Origin of the sequence: Bradyrhizobium sp. 76, from assembly GCF_023073025.1 — a bacterium.
Lineage (GTDB): Bacteria > Pseudomonadota > Alphaproteobacteria > Rhizobiales > Xanthobacteraceae > Bradyrhizobium.
In genome coordinates this window covers 918,986-938,677 of record NZ_JADPIS010000015.1, presented here as the reverse complement: position 1 = coordinate 938,677, position 19,692 = coordinate 918,986, and the positions used below count along the sequence as shown (strand labels likewise).

18 protein-coding genes are annotated in these 19,692 nt (G+C 63.5%); 14 read left to right on the top strand and 4 right to left on the bottom strand.

Annotated elements, in window-relative coordinates:
* The first annotated feature begins 18 nt into the window (after positions 1 to 18).
* The 5 genes from IVB48_RS05455 to IVB48_RS05435 all read left to right on the top strand — a co-directional run bounded on the left by IVB48_RS05455 (position 19) and on the right by IVB48_RS05435 (position 8,018).
* Positions 19 to 1,734 (top strand): type I secretion system permease/ATPase, encoded by a 1,716-nt coding sequence (locus IVB48_RS05455; protein ID WP_247398054.1) that lies wholly within the window; start codon positions 19 to 21, stop codon positions 1,732 to 1,734.
* A gap of 16 nt (positions 1,735 to 1,750) precedes the next feature.
* Positions 1,751 to 3,982, top strand: a complete 2,232-nt coding sequence (locus IVB48_RS05450; protein WP_247398051.1) for a cadherin-like domain-containing protein — start codon at positions 1,751 to 1,753, stop codon at positions 3,980 to 3,982.
* A 44-nt stretch (positions 3,983 to 4,026) separates the two neighbouring features.
* Complete coding sequence (locus IVB48_RS05445) at positions 4,027 to 5,343, top strand: HlyD family type I secretion periplasmic adaptor subunit (RefSeq protein ID WP_247398049.1); 1,317 nt, start codon at positions 4,027 to 4,029, stop codon at positions 5,341 to 5,343.
* Between the two features lie 22 nt (positions 5,344 to 5,365).
* Positions 5,366 to 6,412 (top strand): M23 family metallopeptidase, encoded by a 1,047-nt coding sequence (locus IVB48_RS05440; protein ID WP_247398046.1) that lies wholly within the window; start codon positions 5,366 to 5,368, stop codon positions 6,410 to 6,412.
* Between the two features lie 1,270 nt (positions 6,413 to 7,682).
* Positions 7,683 to 8,018, top strand: a complete 336-nt coding sequence (locus tag IVB48_RS05435; RefSeq protein ID WP_027566962.1) for a zinc ribbon domain-containing protein — start codon at positions 7,683 to 7,685, stop codon at positions 8,016 to 8,018.
* 701 nt (positions 8,019 to 8,719) lie between these two features.
* Here IVB48_RS05435 and IVB48_RS05430 read toward each other — a convergent pair.
* Positions 8,720 to 8,968 carry a hypothetical protein gene (locus tag IVB48_RS05430; RefSeq protein ID WP_247398043.1) on the bottom strand — a complete coding sequence of 83 codons (249 nt, stop codon included), beginning with the start codon at positions 8,966 to 8,968 and terminating at the stop codon, positions 8,720 to 8,722.
* A gap of 715 nt (positions 8,969 to 9,683) precedes the next feature.
* Here IVB48_RS05430 and IVB48_RS05425 point away from each other — a divergent pair.
* Positions 9,684 to 10,427 carry a DUF2786 domain-containing protein gene (locus tag IVB48_RS05425; RefSeq protein WP_247398040.1) on the top strand — a complete coding sequence of 248 codons (744 nt, stop codon included), beginning with the start codon at positions 9,684 to 9,686 and terminating at the stop codon, positions 10,425 to 10,427.
* Positions 10,428 to 10,467: 40 nt separating this feature from the next.
* Here IVB48_RS05425 and IVB48_RS41285 read toward each other — a convergent pair whose 3' ends face one another.
* Positions 10,468 to 10,674, bottom strand: coding sequence for a hypothetical protein (locus IVB48_RS41285; protein WP_007591053.1), 207 nt, complete (start codon positions 10,672 to 10,674; stop codon positions 10,468 to 10,470).
* Between the two features lie 307 nt (positions 10,675 to 10,981).
* Here IVB48_RS41285 and IVB48_RS05420 point away from each other — a divergent pair, with 307 nt between their 5' ends.
* From IVB48_RS05420 to IVB48_RS05405, 4 genes are all read left to right on the top strand, one after another.
* Complete coding sequence (locus tag IVB48_RS05420) at positions 10,982 to 11,278, top strand: hypothetical protein (RefSeq protein ID WP_247286036.1); 297 nt, start codon at positions 10,982 to 10,984, stop codon at positions 11,276 to 11,278.
* Positions 11,279 to 11,286: 8 nt separating this feature from the next.
* On the top strand, positions 11,287 to 13,506 hold the full coding sequence (locus IVB48_RS05415; protein WP_247398038.1) for a VTT domain-containing protein: 2,220 nt from the start codon (positions 11,287 to 11,289) through the stop codon (positions 13,504 to 13,506).
* A complete protein-coding gene (locus IVB48_RS05410) occupies positions 13,506 to 14,210 on the top strand; it encodes an endonuclease/exonuclease/phosphatase family protein (protein WP_247398035.1) in 705 nt (234 codons plus the stop codon). Before IVB48_RS05415 ends, IVB48_RS05410 begins: the two co-directional genes overlap by 1 nt.
* Positions 14,211 to 14,340: 130 nt before the next feature.
* Entirely contained in the window at positions 14,341 to 14,532 is a 192-nt protein-coding gene (locus IVB48_RS05405) for a hypothetical protein (RefSeq protein WP_027566956.1), read from the top strand.
* 49 nt (positions 14,533 to 14,581) lie between these two features.
* On the opposite strand, the gene IVB48_RS05400 is transcribed toward IVB48_RS05405, so the two are convergent.
* Positions 14,582 to 14,806, bottom strand: a complete 225-nt coding sequence (locus IVB48_RS05400) for a hypothetical protein (RefSeq protein WP_027566955.1) — start codon at positions 14,804 to 14,806, stop codon at positions 14,582 to 14,584.
* A gap of 250 nt (positions 14,807 to 15,056) precedes the next feature.
* On the opposite strand from IVB48_RS05400, the gene IVB48_RS05395 reads away from it, so the two are divergent.
* The 3 genes from IVB48_RS05395 to IVB48_RS05385 all read left to right on the top strand — a co-directional run bounded on the left by IVB48_RS05395 (position 15,057) and on the right by IVB48_RS05385 (position 17,328).
* Positions 15,057 to 15,374, top strand: a complete 318-nt coding sequence (locus IVB48_RS05395; RefSeq protein WP_247398033.1) for a DUF1476 domain-containing protein — start codon at positions 15,057 to 15,059, stop codon at positions 15,372 to 15,374.
* 40 nt (positions 15,375 to 15,414) lie between these two features.
* The gene (locus IVB48_RS05390) at positions 15,415 to 15,720 is read left to right on the top strand and encodes a hypothetical protein (protein ID WP_247286044.1); all 306 of its coding nucleotides are present in this window, start codon (positions 15,415 to 15,417) and stop codon (positions 15,718 to 15,720) included.
* 672 nt (positions 15,721 to 16,392) lie between these two features.
* Positions 16,393 to 17,328: a septal ring lytic transglycosylase RlpA family protein gene (locus tag IVB48_RS05385; protein ID WP_081747816.1), complete on the top strand. Its 936-nt coding sequence runs from the start codon at positions 16,393 to 16,395 to the stop codon at positions 17,326 to 17,328.
* Here the strand turns inward: IVB48_RS05385 and IVB48_RS05380 are convergent.
* Positions 17,322 to 18,278, bottom strand: a complete 957-nt coding sequence (locus IVB48_RS05380) for an alpha/beta hydrolase (RefSeq protein ID WP_247398031.1) — start codon at positions 18,276 to 18,278, stop codon at positions 17,322 to 17,324. The genes IVB48_RS05385 and IVB48_RS05380 overlap by 7 nt on opposite strands.
* Positions 18,279 to 18,429: 151 nt before the next feature.
* On the opposite strand from IVB48_RS05380, the gene IVB48_RS05375 reads away from it, so the two are divergent.
* Entirely contained in the window at positions 18,430 to 19,692 is a 1,263-nt protein-coding gene (locus tag IVB48_RS05375) for a D-alanyl-D-alanine carboxypeptidase family protein (protein WP_247398029.1), read from the top strand.

The window sequence follows — 19,692 nt, the reverse complement described above, 5'->3', positions numbered from 1 at the left end:
AGGGCAGGGCAGGACAAGATGAGCAAGAACTCGAAGCGAAAGAATTCGACGGAGAATCCGATCGGCAGCTACCGCGGCATCGGTTTTGTCCTGCTGGGGGTGTCCGGAATCATCAACCTGCTGGCGCTGACCGGCTCGTTCTACATGCTGCAGATCTACGACCGGGCGCTGACGAGCCACAGCATCCCGACCCTGGCGGCGCTCTCCGCGCTCGCGATCGGGCTCTATCTGTTCCAGGGCATGTTCGACATCCTGCGTTCGCAGATCCTGGTTCGCCTCGGGGCCCGTCTCGACGCCAAGCTGGCGCCCTTGGCGCACCACGTCGTCATCGAGATGGCCCGCTACGGCTACTCGACCTCCGAGGCGCTCGAGCGCGGCCGCGACGTCGATGTCGTGCGCGGCTTCCTCGGCAGCCAGGCTCCCATCGCCTTCTTCGACCTGCCGTGGATGCCGCTGTTCCTCGGCTTCGTCTACCTGCTCCACCCTGTCCTGGGGCTGGTCACGCTGGCGGGCGCGGTGGTTCTGATGTCGCTAACGGTGGCGACCGAACTGCTGACCCGGCGGGCCGGCAAGGAGACCCACCAGGCGGCGGTGCTGCGCTCCACGCTGGCGGATTCGCACGCGCGCAACGCCGACATCCTGCGGGCGATGGGCTTCGGCGGCCGCGCCGTGGCCCGCTTCGAAGCCGCCAACGCCCGCCATCTGGCGCTGCAGACCCGAACCAGCGACATCAGCGGCAGCTTCGGCGGGATGGCCAAGGTGATGCGCATGATGCTGCAATCGGCGCTGCTGGGGCTAGGCGCGTTCCTCACCATCAAGGGCGAGCTTTCGGCGGGCGCGATCATCGCCTGCTCGGTGGCTTCGGCGCGGGCGCTGGCGCCGATCGATTCTGCCATCGGCAACTGGAAGGTGATCGCTGCGGCGCGGCGCAGCTTCAATCGTCTGAAGCAGACGCTCGCTGCGGCAGAAGATGGCAGCCAGATCCTGCCGCTTCCCAAACCCTGCGCGAGCCTGAAGGTCGAAGGCATCACCGTGGTCGCGCCGGGCAGCGGCACGGTGCTGGTCGGCGAAGTCGGCTTCGAGCTCAAGGCGGGCGAGGCGCTCGGCCTGATCGGGCCCAGTGGCGGCGGCAAGACCTCGCTGGCCAAAGGTCTCGTCGGCGTCTGGCCACTCCTGAGGGGCAAAGTCCGGCTGGACGAGGCGGATCTCGACCAGTGGCGCGCCGATGCCATCGGCGAGCATATCGGCTACCTGCCGCAGGATGTCTCGCTGCTCGACGGCAGCATCGCCGAGAACATCTCGCGCTTCGAGACGGAGCCCGACGCCCGCAAGATCATCGCCGCGGCCAAGGCAGCCGGAATCCACGAGATGGTCACGCGCATGCCGGACGGCTACCAGACCGAACTCGGGCCCTCCGGCACGGCGCTCTCCGCCGGCCAGCGGCAGCGCATCGGTTTGGCGCGCGCTCTCTACGGCGATCCCTTCCTCGTCGTGCTCGACGAGCCGAACTCGAACCTGGACGCGCCAGGCGAAGCGGCGCTGGGCGAGGCCATCGAAGGCGTCAAGGCGCGCGGCGGGATCGTCATCGTGATCGCGCACCGTCCGAAGGCGCTGGCGGCGGTCGACTATGTCGGTGTTGTCCAGGGCGGCAAGCTGGTTGCGTTCGGACCGAAGGACAAGGTGGTCGGCGCGCCGGCGGCGCCGATCCCGTTCCCGACCGCAGCGACGGCCTGATCAGCGGGAGGTGGCTATGGACGAACGGCTGTCGCTGGGAATTCCGGACCGCAGCGCGCTCGACGCGCCGGCGCGTCGGTTCGCGCTCATCGACGAACGGTCTCGCGTCAGTTCCATCGTACCCGCGATACTGCTCGCATCGTGGGGACTTCTGCTGAAACAGGTGTTCGGCAGCGGCAAGGAGGAGGCGCCCCATCAGCCGAAGCCGGACTCCGGGGACCCGGCAACACAGTCGGAAACGGATACGTCGTCTACGCCTTCGATCGCCGCGGAGCGGAACGCAGGATCGTCCGAGCTCGTCCGCGCCTCCGGACTGCAGGCGGTGTCGATGAACGAGGCGTTCGAGCCGGCCGTCGATCCGGACAGGCTCAGATTTGCAAGGACCGAGGAGCCGCGTCTGTCGCTGGTCCCGGCCAACCAAAACGCGCCCGCTCCCGCGCATCCGCTGCCGAGGGCGACGGAGGCCACACCGGCCGCTGGGGGCGGAGGCGGTGGTGGCGGCGGAGGAGGAGGGTCTTCCGACGACCACACCAGGCCCCACGTCGACGAGCCCAAAAAGCCGCCGCCGACGAGCAAGGACCCCGATCCGCAGAAGCGGGTCAACCATGCCCCGGTGAGCGCAGGGGCGGTCGATCTCGGCAGTGGGCTCGTCAATGAAGCCTTCATCATCTCGCTCGCCCAATTGCTGAACGGCGCCAGCGATCCGGACGGCGACCGGCTTTCGGTGCAGGCCCTTCAGGTCGACCACGGATCGCTACAGGCCTTGGGAGCGGACCGTTGGCTCTACACGCCCGAGCACGACGAAGTGGGTCCGGTCCAATTCAGCTACCGCATCTCCGACGGCACCGCCTCGATCGTCCAGACGGCGCACGCGGATCTGCATAGCGCTCCCGACGAAGAGATCCACGGCACCGAGGGCGACGACTTCCTGATCGGAACGCCCCTGGTCGACGTGATCGATGGCGGCGCCGGCAATGACATCGTCTACGGTCGCGAAAGCGCCGACACGATCTACGGCGGCGAGGGCGACGACCGTCTGGTGGGCGGCGACGGCGACGACACCCTGTTCGGAGGCCCGGGCAACGACGTCATCTTCGGGGGGACAGGCAACGACACGCTGTTCGGCGAAGCCGGCAACGATACGCTCTACGGCGAGGACGGGAATGATCTCATTCTGGGCGGCGAAGGCGACGACTTTGCCTCCGGCGGGCAGGGCGACGACACGATCCTAGGCGGCGCCGGCAACGACACCCTCCAGGGTGACGTGGGGAACGACAGGATCGACGGCGAGCAAGGCGACGACCATATCGACGGCGGCGGCGGCAACGACGTGCTGCTCGGCGGCGCGGGCAACGATTGCATCGCCGGCGGTGCCGGCAACGACACCCTCCACGGCGGGGAAGGGAACGACCGTATCGACGGCGGTGCCGGGAATGACACCCTACGCGGAGACGCCGGCGACGACCACATCACGGGCGGGCTAGGCAATGATGACCTGGACGGCGGGACCGGCGACGACGTCCTCACGGGCGGCGCAGGCGAAGACACCCTGCATGGCGGCGCCGGCGACGACCATCTCGACGGGGGCGCCGGCAACGACGTGCTGGCGGGTGGCGCGGGCAACGACTTTATCGACGCCGGCTGTGGGGACGACGTGATCGTTCTCGGCGTCGAGGCTGGCCACGACGTCATTCACGGTGGGGACGGCGAAGACACTCTGGATCTGTCCCAGATCGTGTTCGACGAGAACGTAGACCTGCCCGACGGCATCGTCGAAATCTGCGACGGGCAGACCGCGCAGATTTTTGAGATCGAGAATGTCCAGGGCGGCCACGGTCGCGACCGCCTGGTTGCCGACGCCCATGTGAACATCATGGAGGGCGGCGACGGCAATGACACGTTCGTCTTCCAGGACCTGGCTTCTCTGAAGAACGACGGCGGGCCGCGCGATCACATCCTGGACTTCAGCGTCGGCGACAGGCTCGACCTGTCCAGAGTCGGACAGGAACTCGACGATTTCTCCGGCAAAAAGCTGTTCTTCGCCGGCGCCGACCAGGCGACGTTCGACGAGGTGGGCGCCGTCGGCTACCGCCATGAAATCGTTTCCGACCAGGAGATCACGATCCTCTCCGGCCACCTCGACGCTGACGCGGAGCACGACTTCGAGATCGTGCTGGATGGCAATCTCGATCTTGACGAGAGCAATTTTGTCTTCACGGCTTCCCAGCAAACGAACGCGCACCACTGAACGCGAAACGGCGGACGTGCCGGTTCTTACATGGAGATTGAGCGATGAACCTAAAGTCCCCGGAACAGGCCGCGCGCGGTGTGGACCAGTCGTTCGGCATCCGCTCGCGCGTGGCGATGGCGGGCTTTCTGGCCATTGTGCTGATCGGTGGATGCGGCGGCTGGGCGGTGCACGCCGAGCTGACCGGCGCCGTGATCGCGCAAGGCAAGGTCACGGTCAGGAAACAGGTCAAGCTGATCCAGCACCGCGACGGTGGCATCGTCGGCGAGATCCTGGTCGCCAACGGCGACGCCGTAAAGGCGGGCGACGTCCTCGTCAGGCTCGACGAGACCCAGACCAAGGCGGAACTCGGCGTGCTCAAGGGGCAGCGCGCGGAGCTCGAAGGTCGCAGGGCGCGGCATGTGGCCGAGCGCGACGGGGCCACGGCCATCAGGTTCGATTCCCGGTTCGAGCACGACCCGTTCACGGCGGAGATCGCGCGGGGCGAGATCCGGCTCTTCAACGAGAACTTGGCAGTACGTGAGGCCAGGCGCGATCAGTTGTCGCTGCAGATCGCGCAGTTCGAGGAGCAGGTCCGCGGGCTGTCGGCACAACAAGAGGCCAACGCCAGCGAGCGCAAGATGGTCAGGGAGGATCTCGAACGTCTGACGCCGCTCTACAACAAGGGCTTCATAGAAATTGGCAAGATCCGCACCATGGAGCGCGATCTGGTCAAGATCGACGGGCTCAAGGGCGAGATCGACGCCAACATCGCGCGCGTGAAAGGTCAGATCAGCGAGTCGCGGATCAAGATCATCGAATTCGATCAGCAGGCGCGCACCGACGGTCAGCGGGACTTGCGCGAGGTGGATGGCAAACTTGCGGAGCTTCAGGAACGGATCGTGGCGTCGCTGGACCGCCTGTCGCGCATGGTGATCCGCTCGCCGATCTCCGGCACCGTCAACGAGCTCGCGGTCAATTCCGTCAACGGCGTGATCTCCCCCAAGGAAACGCTTATGTCCATCGTCCCCGAAAGCGCCGACCTGGTCGTCGAAGCGAAACTGTCTCCGACCGACATCGACCAGGCCGCGACCGGACAGCCGGCACGCCTAAGGTTCTCCTCCTTCAACCAGCGGAACACCCCGGAGGTCGCCGGTACGGTCGAAACGATCGGGGCGGCGGCCAGCTTGGACCAGGCCAGCGGCCAGACGTACTATCTCAGCACCATCGCGATCGCGGGTGGCCAAAAGCAAGTGGCGGGCAAGCCGATCGTGCCCGGCATGCCGGTCGAGGTTTTCCTCACCACCGGCGATAGGACCGCGCTTTCCTATCTGATAAAGCCGTTCACCGATCAGATGATGAAATCCTTCCGGGAGGAGTAGAGTTCTGTTCCCTGCTGCGAAAATGTTCAAGCTCAAGTCCCATTGCGCGACGCACAGCCGATACCGGCTGGCGCCGGCGTTGATCATGATTCTATCGGCGGCAATCCAGCCGGCACGCGCGGACGACCAGTTGTCTCCCAACCTGGGACTGCCTGTCGACTGCCGCCTGGGCGTGGACTGCTTCGTGCAGCAGATGCCGGACGTCGATCCAGGCGACCAGGCGTTGGATCCGCTCTGCGGCAACGCCACGTACCAGGGGCACGACGGTTGGGACATTCGCATCCGCACGCTCAAGGATATCGATCGTCAAACGCCCGTGATCGCAATCGCCGAAGGAACCGTCGCGCGCGTGAGGGACGGCATTCCAGACCGCATCTACGATCGGGCACAAGATAAAGATACCGGGGGAAAGGAGTGCGGTAACGGCGTCCTTGTAGAGCATTCCGGGGGGCTGGCCTCGCAATACTGCCACCTCAAGGAAGGCAGCATCGTCGTCCGGCCCGGAGCGCACGTGAAGAAAGCCGACCGCCTGGGGTCGATCGGGGCATCGGGCTTGGCCGAATTTCCCCATCTGCACTTGTCGGTCCGAAAGGATGGCAGGACGATCGAGCCCCTGACGGGCCGGCCACTTGGAATCGGTCGAGAAACCTGCGGCGCAACCGGCGGAAGCCTGTTCGAACCGGCCGCCCGGGATGCACTTTCCCGTTCGGCTTCGGCGATCCTGCTGGTCGGGCTCGCCAACGCTCCGCCCGAGCTTCCGAGGCTCGTTCGCGAAGGTGAACCAGCCGTGCCCAATACGTCGCAACCGGTCATCGCTTGGGTCTGGGGGATCAACGTCGAGGGCGACAGCGTTTTCAGAATGCGCATCGTCGACCCCGACGGAAAAACGCTGATGCAAATCGAAACCAAACCGCTCGAAAGGCGGAAGGCGAACTACATCGCCTATGCCGGAGGGAAGCCCGCGCAACGAGCAGGGGAGTATGGACTGCAAGTCGAAATGGTCTCGGGTGGGAAGACGATCTCATCGGCCGCGCGATCAATCCTGATCCGAAGCGAGGGCGAACGGTAGCTTGAAACGCTGTGAAAACTAAACTGCACCTGGAACTGCCGCCCAGAATTTCTTCGACCGCGGAATAATCCGGCGCTCGTGGTTTCTTGATTCTATGACGCCAGGAACGCGCAATGAGCCGCTCTTCACCCAGGACACCAGCGAGCCGATGGCTACCCGGAAATATCCGGATCATGGGGGTGAAGCTCGTGGCCCTCACGAATGCGTTCAGGGGCTTTGTCGAACAGTTCGGCATTCGGCACGGCCCACGCAGCGAAAAGCTGCGAGGACCCATCCTTTGGCTTGGAGACCTGCACAAACGCAACGACGTGGGCCAAGGCCCCGCCAATCCCGCAGTTTCCGATACTTCGAGCGAAAAGCAGCGTTCACAGGCGCCATGATGCCCGGCACCCGCCTGAGCTGAACAACAAATATCATTTGCGAACCAATTGATTGGTCTCTTCGAGAGAGCCCGGCTCGATGGACCTGGGACTTGGGATTCTCTCGTTCATGAAGCATGTTTCGCAGGCGTCGCAATTGGTCGCGGGTCGACATGTGCGGTCTGCGGTCGTCAGAACGTTTCGCCGTGAGCACGATGAGTTTTAGATCGTCTTCCGGTGTCCAATGGCCGGTACCGGTGATTGCGGCGGACTAGTTGGTAAGCGCGCTGGGGCTCGGACCTTGGTCCTTTGACGTTCAAATCGAGGCCGCCCCGGTCGGCTTTGCCGGTATTCACCCCCAGCGGCCGCTTCCAAGTAAAAAGGCGGCGCCACCCGAGCCGCGCTTTGCGCTAAAAACTACGGTTCTGATGCTATGAAAATGACCGTTGTAAGGACCGTAGCTAGTGCCGCTCAGCTCACATAAATCGATGTTAGAACAACGGGGTTGACCAGACACCCCTTCCGCCATCTTCTAGTCCGATGGCGTCCTAATCCGTCTTTCTCTATCGAAGAGGCGCTTGATCTAAATCGGCCGGGTTCGTTGGTTGGGCTTGGTGGCAGCGCGCGGTCCGGCAGCGTGCCCACGTGGTCTGGTGCCGCTCGGCGCCGGAACGAACGGCCTCTCCATTCCCATGTTCGCAAGCGGCACCCGTTCGGCGCCGGGTGGACTCTCCATGGTCGGCGAGAAAGGTCCCGAGCTGGTCAACTTTCCGCACGGCGCGCAGGTTTTCAACGCCAGTCAAACGCGGGGAATGCGGGGATCAGAGCGGCCCTGCTGTGGTCATGCGACGGTGTGCTGGGAGTAGCTGCCGAACTTGTGGACTGGCCGCCCCGCCGCTACGATTTGCGGCATGGGACGGACCAAAAAGCTGATCGATTGCCACGACTGCGACCACCCGGTTTCACCGAGTGCGTCGGCCTGCCCAAATTGCGGCTCGAAGGTGCCGTTCGGTCCTCCCATTCTTCACCGCAAAAGGCCCCCGATCTATAACGTCGAGGCGCGCAACGACCGCAACATGGTCGTCTTTGCCGGAACGCTGGGAGGCTTAGGCGCAGCCTATGGATTTGCGACAAGCGCGGGGCCGCTTAGCGCTGCGCTGCTGGTCACGTCGTACGGCATGCTGGGTGTCTTGGCGGGCGTCCCGCTTGCGGCGTTGTTCAACATCACGCGCCGGCTGTGGCGATAGCGCCCCCCGGAATCTGGGAAGTCCTAGCGTCGCTCCCGGCGCTCTGATCCGCAATTGATCGGCAGCCGGGAGCATGGGGGCTGGTAAGGAAGCGGTGCCATTTCTACATCCGAGTGACTATCCGGGCCGCTTGGGATTCCGGTAGTCTTACGGAATCCTTTTTCGGAACACGGTGTTCTACTGTGAGAACACCGGCGAGATTTAAGTACCAGTTTGTAATTTGACCGGGATGGCCGCAGTGGGGGCTGGAACCACCCTGCGGCCTTTCGCTTTAGCGAAACCCATTTCTAAGTTGAGCCGTACCGTCTCTGAGGCGAAGTCGGCGGAGAGTTCGTGAGCATTCAAATTATTATAGCCGCCATGCTGGAGCGCGAGCTCACAGCGCGCGGCGTGCAATCGTTGGGACATTCCGATTGCATGGAGATCGTCGAGAACCTGCTCGGGCGACTGAAAGATCTGGACCGGGAGTTAGCTGCGCGAGGCGCCAACCAGGCGGTAGGCTCATGGAGAGGCGGCCCCGGGTCGGAGGGGCCGGGGACTGGTTAGACCGAGGCCGCGACGCGGGAGCTTTGGCATTCTCTTGTTCACGATGCAGGTTCGCGGGAGTTGCAATCGATCGCGGATCGATATTTGCGATCTGCGGTCTGGCAGGCGAGCAATCCGGTCAGCCGGGACGCGTCGCGCCGTGAGCACGATGAGTTTTAGATCGTCTTCCGGTGTCCAATGGTCGGTGCGTATTTGTCCGCTCCAGGCTCAAGATGCTGAGGCCATTCAATTGCCGTGCAGAACAAGCCGCGTCGCTTGATTTCCCCTGCAAGAGCTTCCGCGCGCAGCCTCGCTGGCAATCCGATAAAACGCGTGCCGGCTAGCCTATCTGCTTGCACCTCTTGGCGAATGAACTCGTGCATCCGCAGAATGAACTGGTCAGATAGGCCTTCGAATTCGCTCATGCCAGCCAATCGCGCGTCAGCCAAAGATATAGGCAACCAAAAAGGTGGCTGGCTGCCAAGCGATGAACCCAATCGCCTCCAGCGAAACAGCTGTGGCCAGGAGGGCTACAGCGCTGAAGGTGAGGGGATGACGAGATCAAAAAAGTTGTGGGGCTCGTCTGCATCTGCAGTTTGAAATGCGGTTCTATTGGACATTCGAATATTCCTCTATTTCGAGGTCATATCGAATTCGACGCTCTCAGCAAAACGTTCGCTGGGGTTAACCTGACCGCTAAACCTTAACAGTGTTCCAGTCCCTTCAGGAATGTGTCGCGGCACAAAACCGATCGACGGCCTTGATCAGTGTGTCTTTCAATCCACCAGTCTGCTGCCGACTACTCAGCAAGCGCAGGGATCAAAGCCGGCTGACTGCAAGCTCGCGATACTGTGAACAAGACGCAGCCGCCAACGCCAAGGCGCCAACGCAACCTCGTTGGGCTTGTGGTGGTCTGCTCCCGACAATGATTTGTCAGCTGCGGTGGAAATAGAGCGAGAACGTCGATTGTAGTGAATCCTCGTCTCTGCATTTTATAGTCAGTGCGGCGAGTCGTGCACCGCACGTAGAAGGAGTGAGGTCCGTTCGAAAAAAGTCGAAGATCAATACAGTTGACAAGAGACCCCTCCCGCCGGTCTATCCGACCGGTTCTATCCGTCGCGTTTACCCGGCAGGTAATCAGTGCATCAGACCTCCACTCCGGCCTCCCTCGACAAGCTGAAGCTCCGCATTCAGGCGTTGCGTTCCAAGACCATTGCCAATGGCTGCACCGAGGACGAGGCACTGTCTGCGGCCGCCAAGGTCGCCGAGCTGCTGGATCGACATGATCTGTCGCTCTCCGACGTCGAACTGCGCGCGTCCTCGTGCGAGCGGAGGGTGTACGAGACTTTTCGCAAGAAGCGCATTCCGCTGGACGACTGCGTCGGCGCGATCGCTCATTTCTGCGATTGTCGGGTCTGGCGCGAGAAGAACGCGGCCGGCGACAACCGCTATGTGTTCTTCGGTCTCGGCGCGGATGTCGAGGTCGCGCATTATCTGGCCGAATTGATCGACGGTGCCGTGCGCGCTGACCTTGGCCGCTTCAAGACCTCGGTCGACTACGGCAGGTTCCGGCACCAGGAGCGGCATCTGGCCAATGCCTCCTTCGCGCTCGGGATGGTGGCGTCGATCGCGGACAAGCTGGTCGCGATCAAGGCCGGTCGCGATCAGGTCAACGAAAGCACCGGCCGCGGGCTGCTGGTTCTCGAGACGTCGGTGGTCGATGCGGAGTTCGACAAGCTCGACCTGAAGATGCGGACCCAGCGTAGCGCCAGCCGGATGGTGTCGATGACGGCCTATGAAGCCGGTGGCGCCGCCGGCGCGTCGCTCGCCATCAATCCCGGGCTTGGCAAGTCGCAGTCGGGGACCACTCCCAAAGGACGCTGAACGCGTCGGGGAGGGCGTGCAGCATCGCCGTCATTGCAGTTCAGTCGATCGACTTCTCGAGCTTCTGGGCTGCGCGGAAGTCGTCCATATGCTGCAGGTTCGGCCCGTACGCGGCCTCCTTGGTCAGCAGGTGGTAGATCCGGGCCACGACGGTTTGCAGATGTTTCATGCGTCCGCGCGGCATCGCCCGGGCCTTGCAAAGGGCTCGGACCGCATGCGCCCGGAAATAATCAAAAGCGTCTGACATCGCGGACATAACGTTCCGCTCGATGATTGGTTCTTGGATCTGTTCTTGCTCGCGCGTCCAAAAACGTCTCCAGGAACGCTGTCGAATGGGAGAACTTAGCCAAGCACGAAGCTATGGGACGGGCGAGGCATGTTCTTCTTTTTCTCGAACCGGCTGGGATGTCTCGGCTCGCTGCTGGTCTCCGGGTTGATCACTCTCGCGCTGCTGTTCATGTTTGGGATCGTTCGGTTCTAAACGCCCGCGCGTTCAGGAACCTGGCCCTCGCTGACCAGTTGTTCGCACGCTGGTCCAGCCACGGAGGGCGCCCTTGGAAAGTACGATCATCGGAGAATTCGACACGCGCCGCGGCGCCGAGCTTGCGGTTGAGCATGTCGTGCAGGAATGCGGCGTGCCGCGAACGGACGTCTTCGTCCAGGCAGTCGGTGGCGCGAACACGTCGGGGACACGCCCGGCCGGTCCTGACGCCAAGGCCGCGCCCGCGCCGGAGGGGCATCAGAAACTGGAAGGCCGGATCGAGGTTTCCGTGGATTTTCACGGCGATGCGCCCGAGAAGATCGCGGACGCCTTGAAGGGCGCAGGTGCAAAGGCGGTCCGAACCAAGTAGCGGCAATCGTGCGGGTCAGCGCCGTGGCTCAGCATGCGGGCAGGCCGCACGCGAATCGTGGCCATGACGACAAGGAACCCCTCGCGCGTTCGGTGCGTTTAGACGCGAATGCGAATGGCGAGGTTGACCTGCTTCAGAGCTCATCGACCCTGATCCCCGGCGACACCGTCTGGCGGCGGTGCGAGGCGCAGCGTGTGGCGGTTCTGAACGATGCTGCCGCGTATTTCGCGGCCCTGCGCGAGGCCCTGCTGCAGGCGCAGGATCTCGTCTATATCGTCGGTTGGGATATCCATAGTGAAACCAGGCTGGTCGGAGAGTCCGGGCGAGCGGATGATGGTTTGCCGGAACAGCTCGGCCCATTGCTGCGCGCGCTGGTCCAACGGTGTCCCACCTTGCGGATCAACATTCTCGTCTGGGACTTCGTCTCGTTCTACGCTTCCGAGAGGGAATGGAATTCCGCGGCCAAATTCAGCGCCGACACCGACAGCCGCGTCCGGTTTCACCTGGATTCCACACTTCCATTTGGTTCGGCCCAACACCAGAAGATCGTCTGTGTCGATGGTTCACTGGCGTTCGTCGGCGGGCTCGATCTGACGATCAGGCGCTGGGACACAAGTGATCATAGCGCCGATCACGCCTTGCGCTGCGATCCCCAGGGCAAGCCATATTTGCCGTTTCATGATGTTCAATGCGTGGTCGACAGGGATGCGGCGGCGTGGCTGTTCGACCTCGTGGAGCAACGCTGGCGCGCGGCGGGCCAACAGATTGATGATCGGCGCCCGCTGACAAGCTTGCGCTGGCCAACGAATGTGCCGGTCGAGGCCCGGCATATGCCGGTGGGTATCGCCAGGACCGAGGTGGTTTGTCCGGCAGGTTCGACAATCAGGGAGGTGGAACGGTCGTTGATCGCAGCGATCCGGTCCGCGACGAGCTTCGTGTACATCGAGAACCAGTTCACCAGCGCCACCAGGATCGCGCGCGAATTGGCGGAGCAGATGCTGCGCGTGCCTTCGCTTCGGGTTGTGGTCGTCACGCCAAAATTGCATTCCTCATGGTTGGAATCCCAGGCCATGCAGAACGGCCGGGGCGCCTTCATCGACTGCTTCAGTTCGGCCGGCGTCGCCGATCGCATCCGCTTCGTCTATCCGGTGTCGGGGAATGGGGACACGGAAGCGGCCGTGATGGTGCACAGCAAGCTCATGATCGTCGACGACCGGATCCTGAGGATCGGTTCGGCCAATTTGAACAATCGATCGATGGGCGCCGACAGCGAATGCGACCTAATCTTTGAAGCCGCCTCAGACGAGCATCGGAATTTCATCGCCTCGGTCCGCCGTCGCCTGATCGCCCATTTCTGCGGTCTCGATGAACAGACGGTTGCGCAAAACGACGATCGTCTTTTTGCGCTCCTGGACGACGTCTCTAGGGCAGGTGCGACGAAGGCGCTGCGGGACGTGGAATCTTCCGTGCTGACCAGCGCTCTGGCCACGATGGTTCAGCCCGTGGCGGACCCCGAGCGGCCTCTACATCTGGAGCGCGCGGCATCGCGCATGTGGAGCACGAAGACGATCATCGGGATGGTCTCGATAGCCGTGGCGCTTCTTGGACTGGCGATGGCCTGGTCGTACACGTCCTTGAGCGATTTCGCCGACGCGGGCCGGATGTCGACGCTTCTGTCTGCCTATTCGCAGTCCGTCTGGGGGCCGCCATTCGCGATAGCGGCTTTCGTCGTCGGCGGGTTGGTCGTGTTTCCGGTTCTCGTGCTCATTGCGGCAACTGCCGCCGCACTTGGACCCTGGCTAGGCTTCGTCACCGCGATGACGGGCGTCGTGCTCAGCGCCTTTATCCTGTTTGCGATCGGACGGGCACTCGGCCGCGAACGCCTGCAGCGTTTGCTCGGACGACGTACCGCGCGCATCCAGGAACGTGTGGTCGGCAAGGGCATTCTGGCTGTCGTCGTCATCCGGATGATTCCGATCGCGCCGTTCTCGGTGGTGAATGTCGTGGCTGGCGCGAGCACGCTGCCTCTGCGTGACTTCCTGGTCGGAACGCTGCTCGGCATGACGCCCGGCATTCTCGCCATGGCAGTTCTGGGTGCCCAGATCGCTGATCTCGCCAGGAATGCGTCCTGGCTCAACATAGTGCTGCTCGCACTGGCGTTCCTGGGCTGGCTCGCGATCTGCGCAGGCGCGCAATTCGTCGCGACGTGGCTCGCCGGGAGGCGATGATGGCGCCGATGCGCTTCATGACGTGGAATGTGCATGGCACTTTCAATCTCAATCCGAAGTTCGATCTCGAGGGAATCTGTTCGATCATTCGCAAATGGGCTCCCGATGTCGTCGCGCTTCAGGAGGTGGATTCGCGATCGCGATCAGACGATCCGTTTGCGAAGCTGGCGAGTGTCGTCGGCGATCACGGTGTTCACGCCAAGTCGATCGTCACGGCGGATGGCGAATACGGCCAAACGCTCCTGAGCCGGTTTCCATTCTCCGGCCCGCCCGAGATCGTCGACGTGTCGTATCGTGAGCGCGAGCCGCGCAGGGCGATTGCAGCGGGACTGCTGACGCCGGTTGGCGATGTCCGCGTGGTGGCCACGCATCTCGGCTTGAGTATCTACGAGCGCCATGCGCAGGCTCAGGCGCTGGTGAGCCTGGTGAAACCTGGAAGGACCGTCGTCCTCGGGGATTTCAACGACTGGTTCTGGATCAAATCGGTGCGGCGCGTGCTCGCGCAGGTCTGCCCAAACCGGACGCGGCTGCGAACTTTCCCGTCGCATCTGCCCCTTCTGCGGCTTGACCGGATCTATGCAACGTCCGACAGCCGGATCGGGAAAGTTTGGACCGACGAAGGGGCGAGGGCGTATTCGGACCATTTGCCTGTTATTGCAGACATCGAGATCCCGGCCGGGTCAAACGCACCGTCAGCGCGATAAAAAAAAGTTCTTTCCGCAGAAGGACTTGGCTACTGTGCATGGGGTTGTTTTCGCAGATTATGCAGTCGGCCCGCCGTGCCGCCCAGCGGGACCATGCGGAACTCTTTCCTGACGTCCGCGTTATTTCGCCATGACGGAAGATGTTTCCTACCGGCGCAAGCCCTTGACCCCCGAGCAGCGGCAGGCGCGCGATGCGACACGCCGTATCGAAGCCGAAAAAGCCATGCGCGAGCACGAAGCGGCGCAGAAGGCGTTTTATGCCAACAAGGAACGGCTGAGAGCCGAACGGTTGGCACGTGAGCAGACCGAGGCGAAGGGCTGACCGCACGCGGTCGCTCCGTCAACGATGTCCTTGCCCGCGAGCGCCGACCTCAGTGCCGGTGAGGGACGCGCGTCACGCTCAACGCCTGCTTCAGCGCCTGGACGGCACTTGCGAAAGGTCTGCGAGGCGATTGTGCCTCGATCGCTTCGGCTGCGACGCGACAATCATCAGCGACCTTGAGCAACCCGCCTCGCGCGAGGTCCATGGTGGAGAGGGCTGCCTGCTCCAGACAGACCCGTTCAAGCCGTCGAAACTCCCGCAGTTCTTTGTTCATGCGTCAGCTCTCGATGTCCCCGGGCCATGCGGCGCTGAGTCTGCTTAACAAATAGTAAACATCCCTCCCTAGCTGAGCTGGCTGGCGTAGAGCTGTTCGGTGCCCTGCAGACGCCCGGTGGGCGCAGCCGAGCGGGCTTGACGACGCTTGGCTTCCGCCGGAAGCTTCAGATGACCCTGACGTGAACCACGGAGACATTCGCTTCCAGCCAGTCCGATCCCGATCAGCGAAAACGACATTGGAGCTGACCATGACCACGTTCGACAAGCGCGAGCAGGGCTTCGAGGCCAAATTCGTCCACGACGAGGAGCTCATGTTCAAGGCCACGGCCCGGTCCAACAAGCTGCTCGGGCTCTGGGCTGCAACCCAACTCGGCCTCAGCGGCGATGCCGTGGCCAGCTACGCGACGGCCTTGGTGACGGACCATCTGGAGAACCAGTCGATGGGCGAGATCCTCGACAAGGTGGCAGGCGATCTCGCCGCCAAAGGCGTCGCGCGCGACCAGGTCGCAGCCAAGCTTCAGGAATGCTTGCACCAGGCGTTGCAGCAACTCGAAGCGGACAAGTGAAGCAAGCCGGCCCTCGACGGCTGGGATCGGGAGGCGGGTGGTGTCTTGCGGAGGAGTGTTTTGGAGCAGCTTCGGCACGTCGCCCGGCGCGGTCGCGCTCGCTGCTGCGATCCTGGTCGGCTGCAGCGGCGCTGAAGTATCGGCCACGCCGCTGACGCCATTTCGCTACGAGGCGCAGGCGCAGCGTCATTGCCCGCACGACCGGGTCGTCTGGCTCGATTTCAGCAAAGGCGTCTACTACGGCAAAGGCCAGAAGCGGTACGCCCAGGGATTTGACGGCAGCTTCGTCTGCCTGAGCGAAGCCCGTGACAGCCTCTACCGGCGTTCGCTGCTTGGACTGCGGTAAGCGTATTTTTCGGGAAGTGCCGGGTGCTCAGGCGAAGGCCAAGGCCACGAGGCTGGAGCACAGCAGGACCAAACCACCGGCGGTCAATGCCAGGAAGCCATCGGATACGAGGTCATGGTTGCGCATGGGACACCTGCCGCTCTCGTCTTCGATGCTCGATCGGATCGCTTAAAAATGTCCGAACGCGCCGTCTTGAAAGGGTGATGCTTGCCGCCCGCGCGAGTGCCTCAGGCCCTCGTGCGGTAACCTTCAAACGCATGGGCCAGGAAGATCCCCGCGCTTACCAAACCCATCAGTGCCGAAACCGTCTCGATCATCGTCTTATTCCATTCCGCCCTGCACGCGAGAAAACGCGGGCGGCCTTGCACAGTCAAAAGAATTCCAGTGAGCGGCACGACAATGGGGGTGGAGTGAGGATTTGGCGCAACAGAATGTCCGGCCACGGCACAGAGCAGGGCGCCCGCGCCCCGTAGTTCAACGGGGCGAACGCATACGCCCCGTTTACCATCCCGGCGTGAACGCTGTGGGCTCCCCATTTCCGCCGTGTTCGGGTTGCGTTATCGTTACCACTTCCGACGCGGTGGTGGGCCGCCTCGGAGCAAAGGACCGGATAGCGCTGCCCGTAGCCAAAGCGGGTTAGGTACGCCTCCGGCGAAATGGTATTTGGGGCGAATGGGGATCCGTCGGTCAGATTCGGTTTTGCGGGTCGCGCGCGCTGCTGCGATGGCCGCGACCTGCCTTGCGCTCGCCAATTGCGCCTCCTCCAACAAATTCGCCAGCCGCGTCGATCCGAAATACGGCGTGTCCTCGAGCCCCCGGGTGGTGGCTTTGGGCGATCCGGTGCCGAAGGGCGGCGGCGCCTACCGCGTCGGCAAGCCCTATGTGGTGGGTGGCCGGACCTATGTGCCCGAAGAGGACGTCAACTACCGCGCCGAAGGCATGGCGTCCTGGTACGGCGACGATTTCCACGGCCGCCTGACCGCCAATGGCGAAGTGTTCGACATGGGCTCGCTGACCGCGGCGCATCCGACCCTGCCGATGCCGTCCTATGCGCGAGTGACCAACGTCTCGAACGGCAAGTCGCTGATCGTCCGCGTCAATGACCGCGGGCCCTACCACGGCAACCGGCTCATCGACGTCTCGAACAAGGCCGCCGAACTGCTTGAATTCAAAGGCAATGGCATCGCCAAGGTCCGTGTCGAATATGTCGGGCGGGCGCCGCTGGAAGGCTCCGACGACCGCCAGCTGATGGCGACCTTGCGCACCGGGACCCCGGCGCCGTCACCTTCGATGGTCCGGGTCGCCTCCGCGAGACCCTTCGTGCCGGAGCTGCCGTCGTCGAACCGCGGTGCCATGCGCGGCGAAGTTCCGACGCCGGAGGGACGGCCCTACAATCTCGGCAACACCTCCGCCGACATGGCTTCACTCAGTGCGACCTCAGAAATGTCAGCCTCGAGCCGTAACCGGGGCCGGGCGCTCCAGAACGCCCGCGCCGTGTCCTATGATGGGGACGGACGCTATGCGACCGAGAGCGCGCCGTCCGGCGCCTACGCCTCGGACGGGGCTGCTGAGGCCCGCGGCATCCTGAGCGGCCGCGGCCTCTACTGAGCCGCGCTTTCCTTCAAGAACCTCACCAGCGCCGCATTCACCTCGTCGGGCCGCTCCTGCTGGACCCAATGGCCGGCGCCCTCGATGATCAGCTTTCGCTTCAGATTGGGCAGCACGCGCTCGAGCTCGTTGACGCGCTTGGCTCCGATCAGGCCGGTGATGACGGCGTCTTTCGAGCCGGCAATGAAGAGCGAGGGCTGGTGGATCTGCGCATCCTGCCAGGGCGCCGTCAGCTCCCAATTGCGGTCGAGGTTGCGATACCAGTTCAGCCCGCCACGAAAACCGGATTTGCGGAAGGCTTCAGTGAAATAGGCAAGGTCAGTCTCGCTGAGCCAGGCCGGCAGAGGCTCCTCCGGGTTGCCGTGGCCGAGGAAGCCCTTGCCCTCCTGCACGAACATTGCCGCGGAGGGATCGGCAAGGCCCCGCCCGCCGAGCACGATGCGCATGGTGCGCGCGACGTCGTGCTCGAACTCGGCCTCGGCAATGCCGGGCGCCTGGAAATACTGCCAATAGAAATTGCTGATGCCGCTCTGGCGCAGGAGGTCGAGCGGCTTGCCGCGGCCGCGGAAGGGCGGCGGCACGCTCAGGCCAGCGACAGCCGTGAAGATGTCGGGCCGGAACAGCGCCGCGTGCCAGGCCACCGGAGCACCCCAATCGTGGCCGACCACCATCGCCTTGGTCTCGCCAAGTGCCTGCACGAGGCCGACGACGTCACCGACCGTGTCGAAGATCGAATAGGCCGTCGCCTCAGGCGGCGCTGAGCTTTGGCCGTAGCCGCGCATGTCAGGGGCGACGACGCGAAATCCGGCCTGCGCCAACGCCGGGATCTGGTGGCGCCAGGAGTAGGAGAGTTCCGGCCAGCCGTGGCACAGCACCACCAGCGGCCCCTGACCGGCTTCGCGGATAAACAGGTCGATGCCATTGGCCTTGATCGCGCGGGTGGAGGACATCGCTTTTCCGCCTTGTTTCAGGGGTTTGGTCAGAAAATCTGAGGTGCCACGATAGGGGCGGGACGAGAATCGTGCAATCTCGGGACAAGCGGCCACCCCGTGTTGTTCGCACTGGCTCCAACTGTTAGAACGCCGCTCTCAGGGCTTGGCCATGGAATTTCATCTTTCCTCGTTGGGGCGCAGCCGGTTCACCGCCGGAGCGCTGGCGCGTGGGCTGATCGCGACGGCTCTGGTCGCGGCCATCGGCTGGGGCGGGGCGCTCTACGCCGCCAACCAGAGCGTCCAGGGCGCCAAGAAAGCAGATGATGCCGGCTTCGACGGCGACGCCCCGACCGCGATCCTGATCGAAGCTTCCAGTGGCAGCGTGCTGTTCGAGAAGAACGCCGACGAACTGCGCGCGCCCTCCAGCATGATGAAGCTGATGACCGCCGAGGTCGTCTTCAACGCCATCAAGAAGGGCGACATCAAGCTGACCGACGAATACCGGATCAGCGAGAACGCCTGGCGCCGAGGCGGCGCCCCCTCCGGCGGCTCGACCATGTTCGCCGCGATCAACAGCAAGGTCACCGTCGACGATCTCCTGCACGGGGCGATCATCCAGAGCGGCAACGACGCCTGCATTGCGCTCGCCGAAGCCATGGCGGGCAACGAGCGGATTTTCGCCGCCGACTTCATGACCAAGCGCGCCCGCGAGCTTGGCCTGACGAAGTCGACCTTCGGCAATTCCAACGGCTTGCCCGACCCCGCCAACAAGATGACGGTGCGCGAGCTTGGCATCCTCGCCCGGCACATCATTCTCGATTTGCCCGAATTCTATAAACTGTTCGGCGAGAAGGAATACACCTGGAACAAGATCCGCCAGCCCAACCGCAATCCGTTGCTCAATTCCATGGAAGGCGCCGACGGTCTGAAGACCGGCTACACCAAGGAAGGGGGCTACGGCATGGTCGGCTCGGCCGTGCAGAACGGCACGCGGCTGATCGTCGTCGTCAACGGGCTGGAAGACCCCGAAGATCGCGCCACCGAAGCCAAGAAGATGCTGGAATGGGGTTTTCGCAATTTCGAGACCCGCGCCCTGATCGCGGCCGATCAGCCCGTCGGCTACGCCAAGGTGTTCGGCGGCGAGAGCCGTTCGGTGAAACTGGTCGCCAAGACGCCCGTGAAAGTGATGGTGCACAAGAACGGCAGCGACAAGCTGATCGCGCGCGTCGTCTATAGCGGCCCGGTGCGCGCGCCGGTCGAGGCCGGGCAGAAGGTCGGGCTGGTCAGGGTCTGGCGCAGCGGCAACATCGCGGTGGAGACGCCGGTCTATGCCGCAGACGCGATCGGCACTGGCTCGACCGTGCGCCGCGCGATCGACGGCGCCAGCGAGCTCGTGATCGGCATGTTCCGTGCGGGCGCCGAGAAGCTCTGA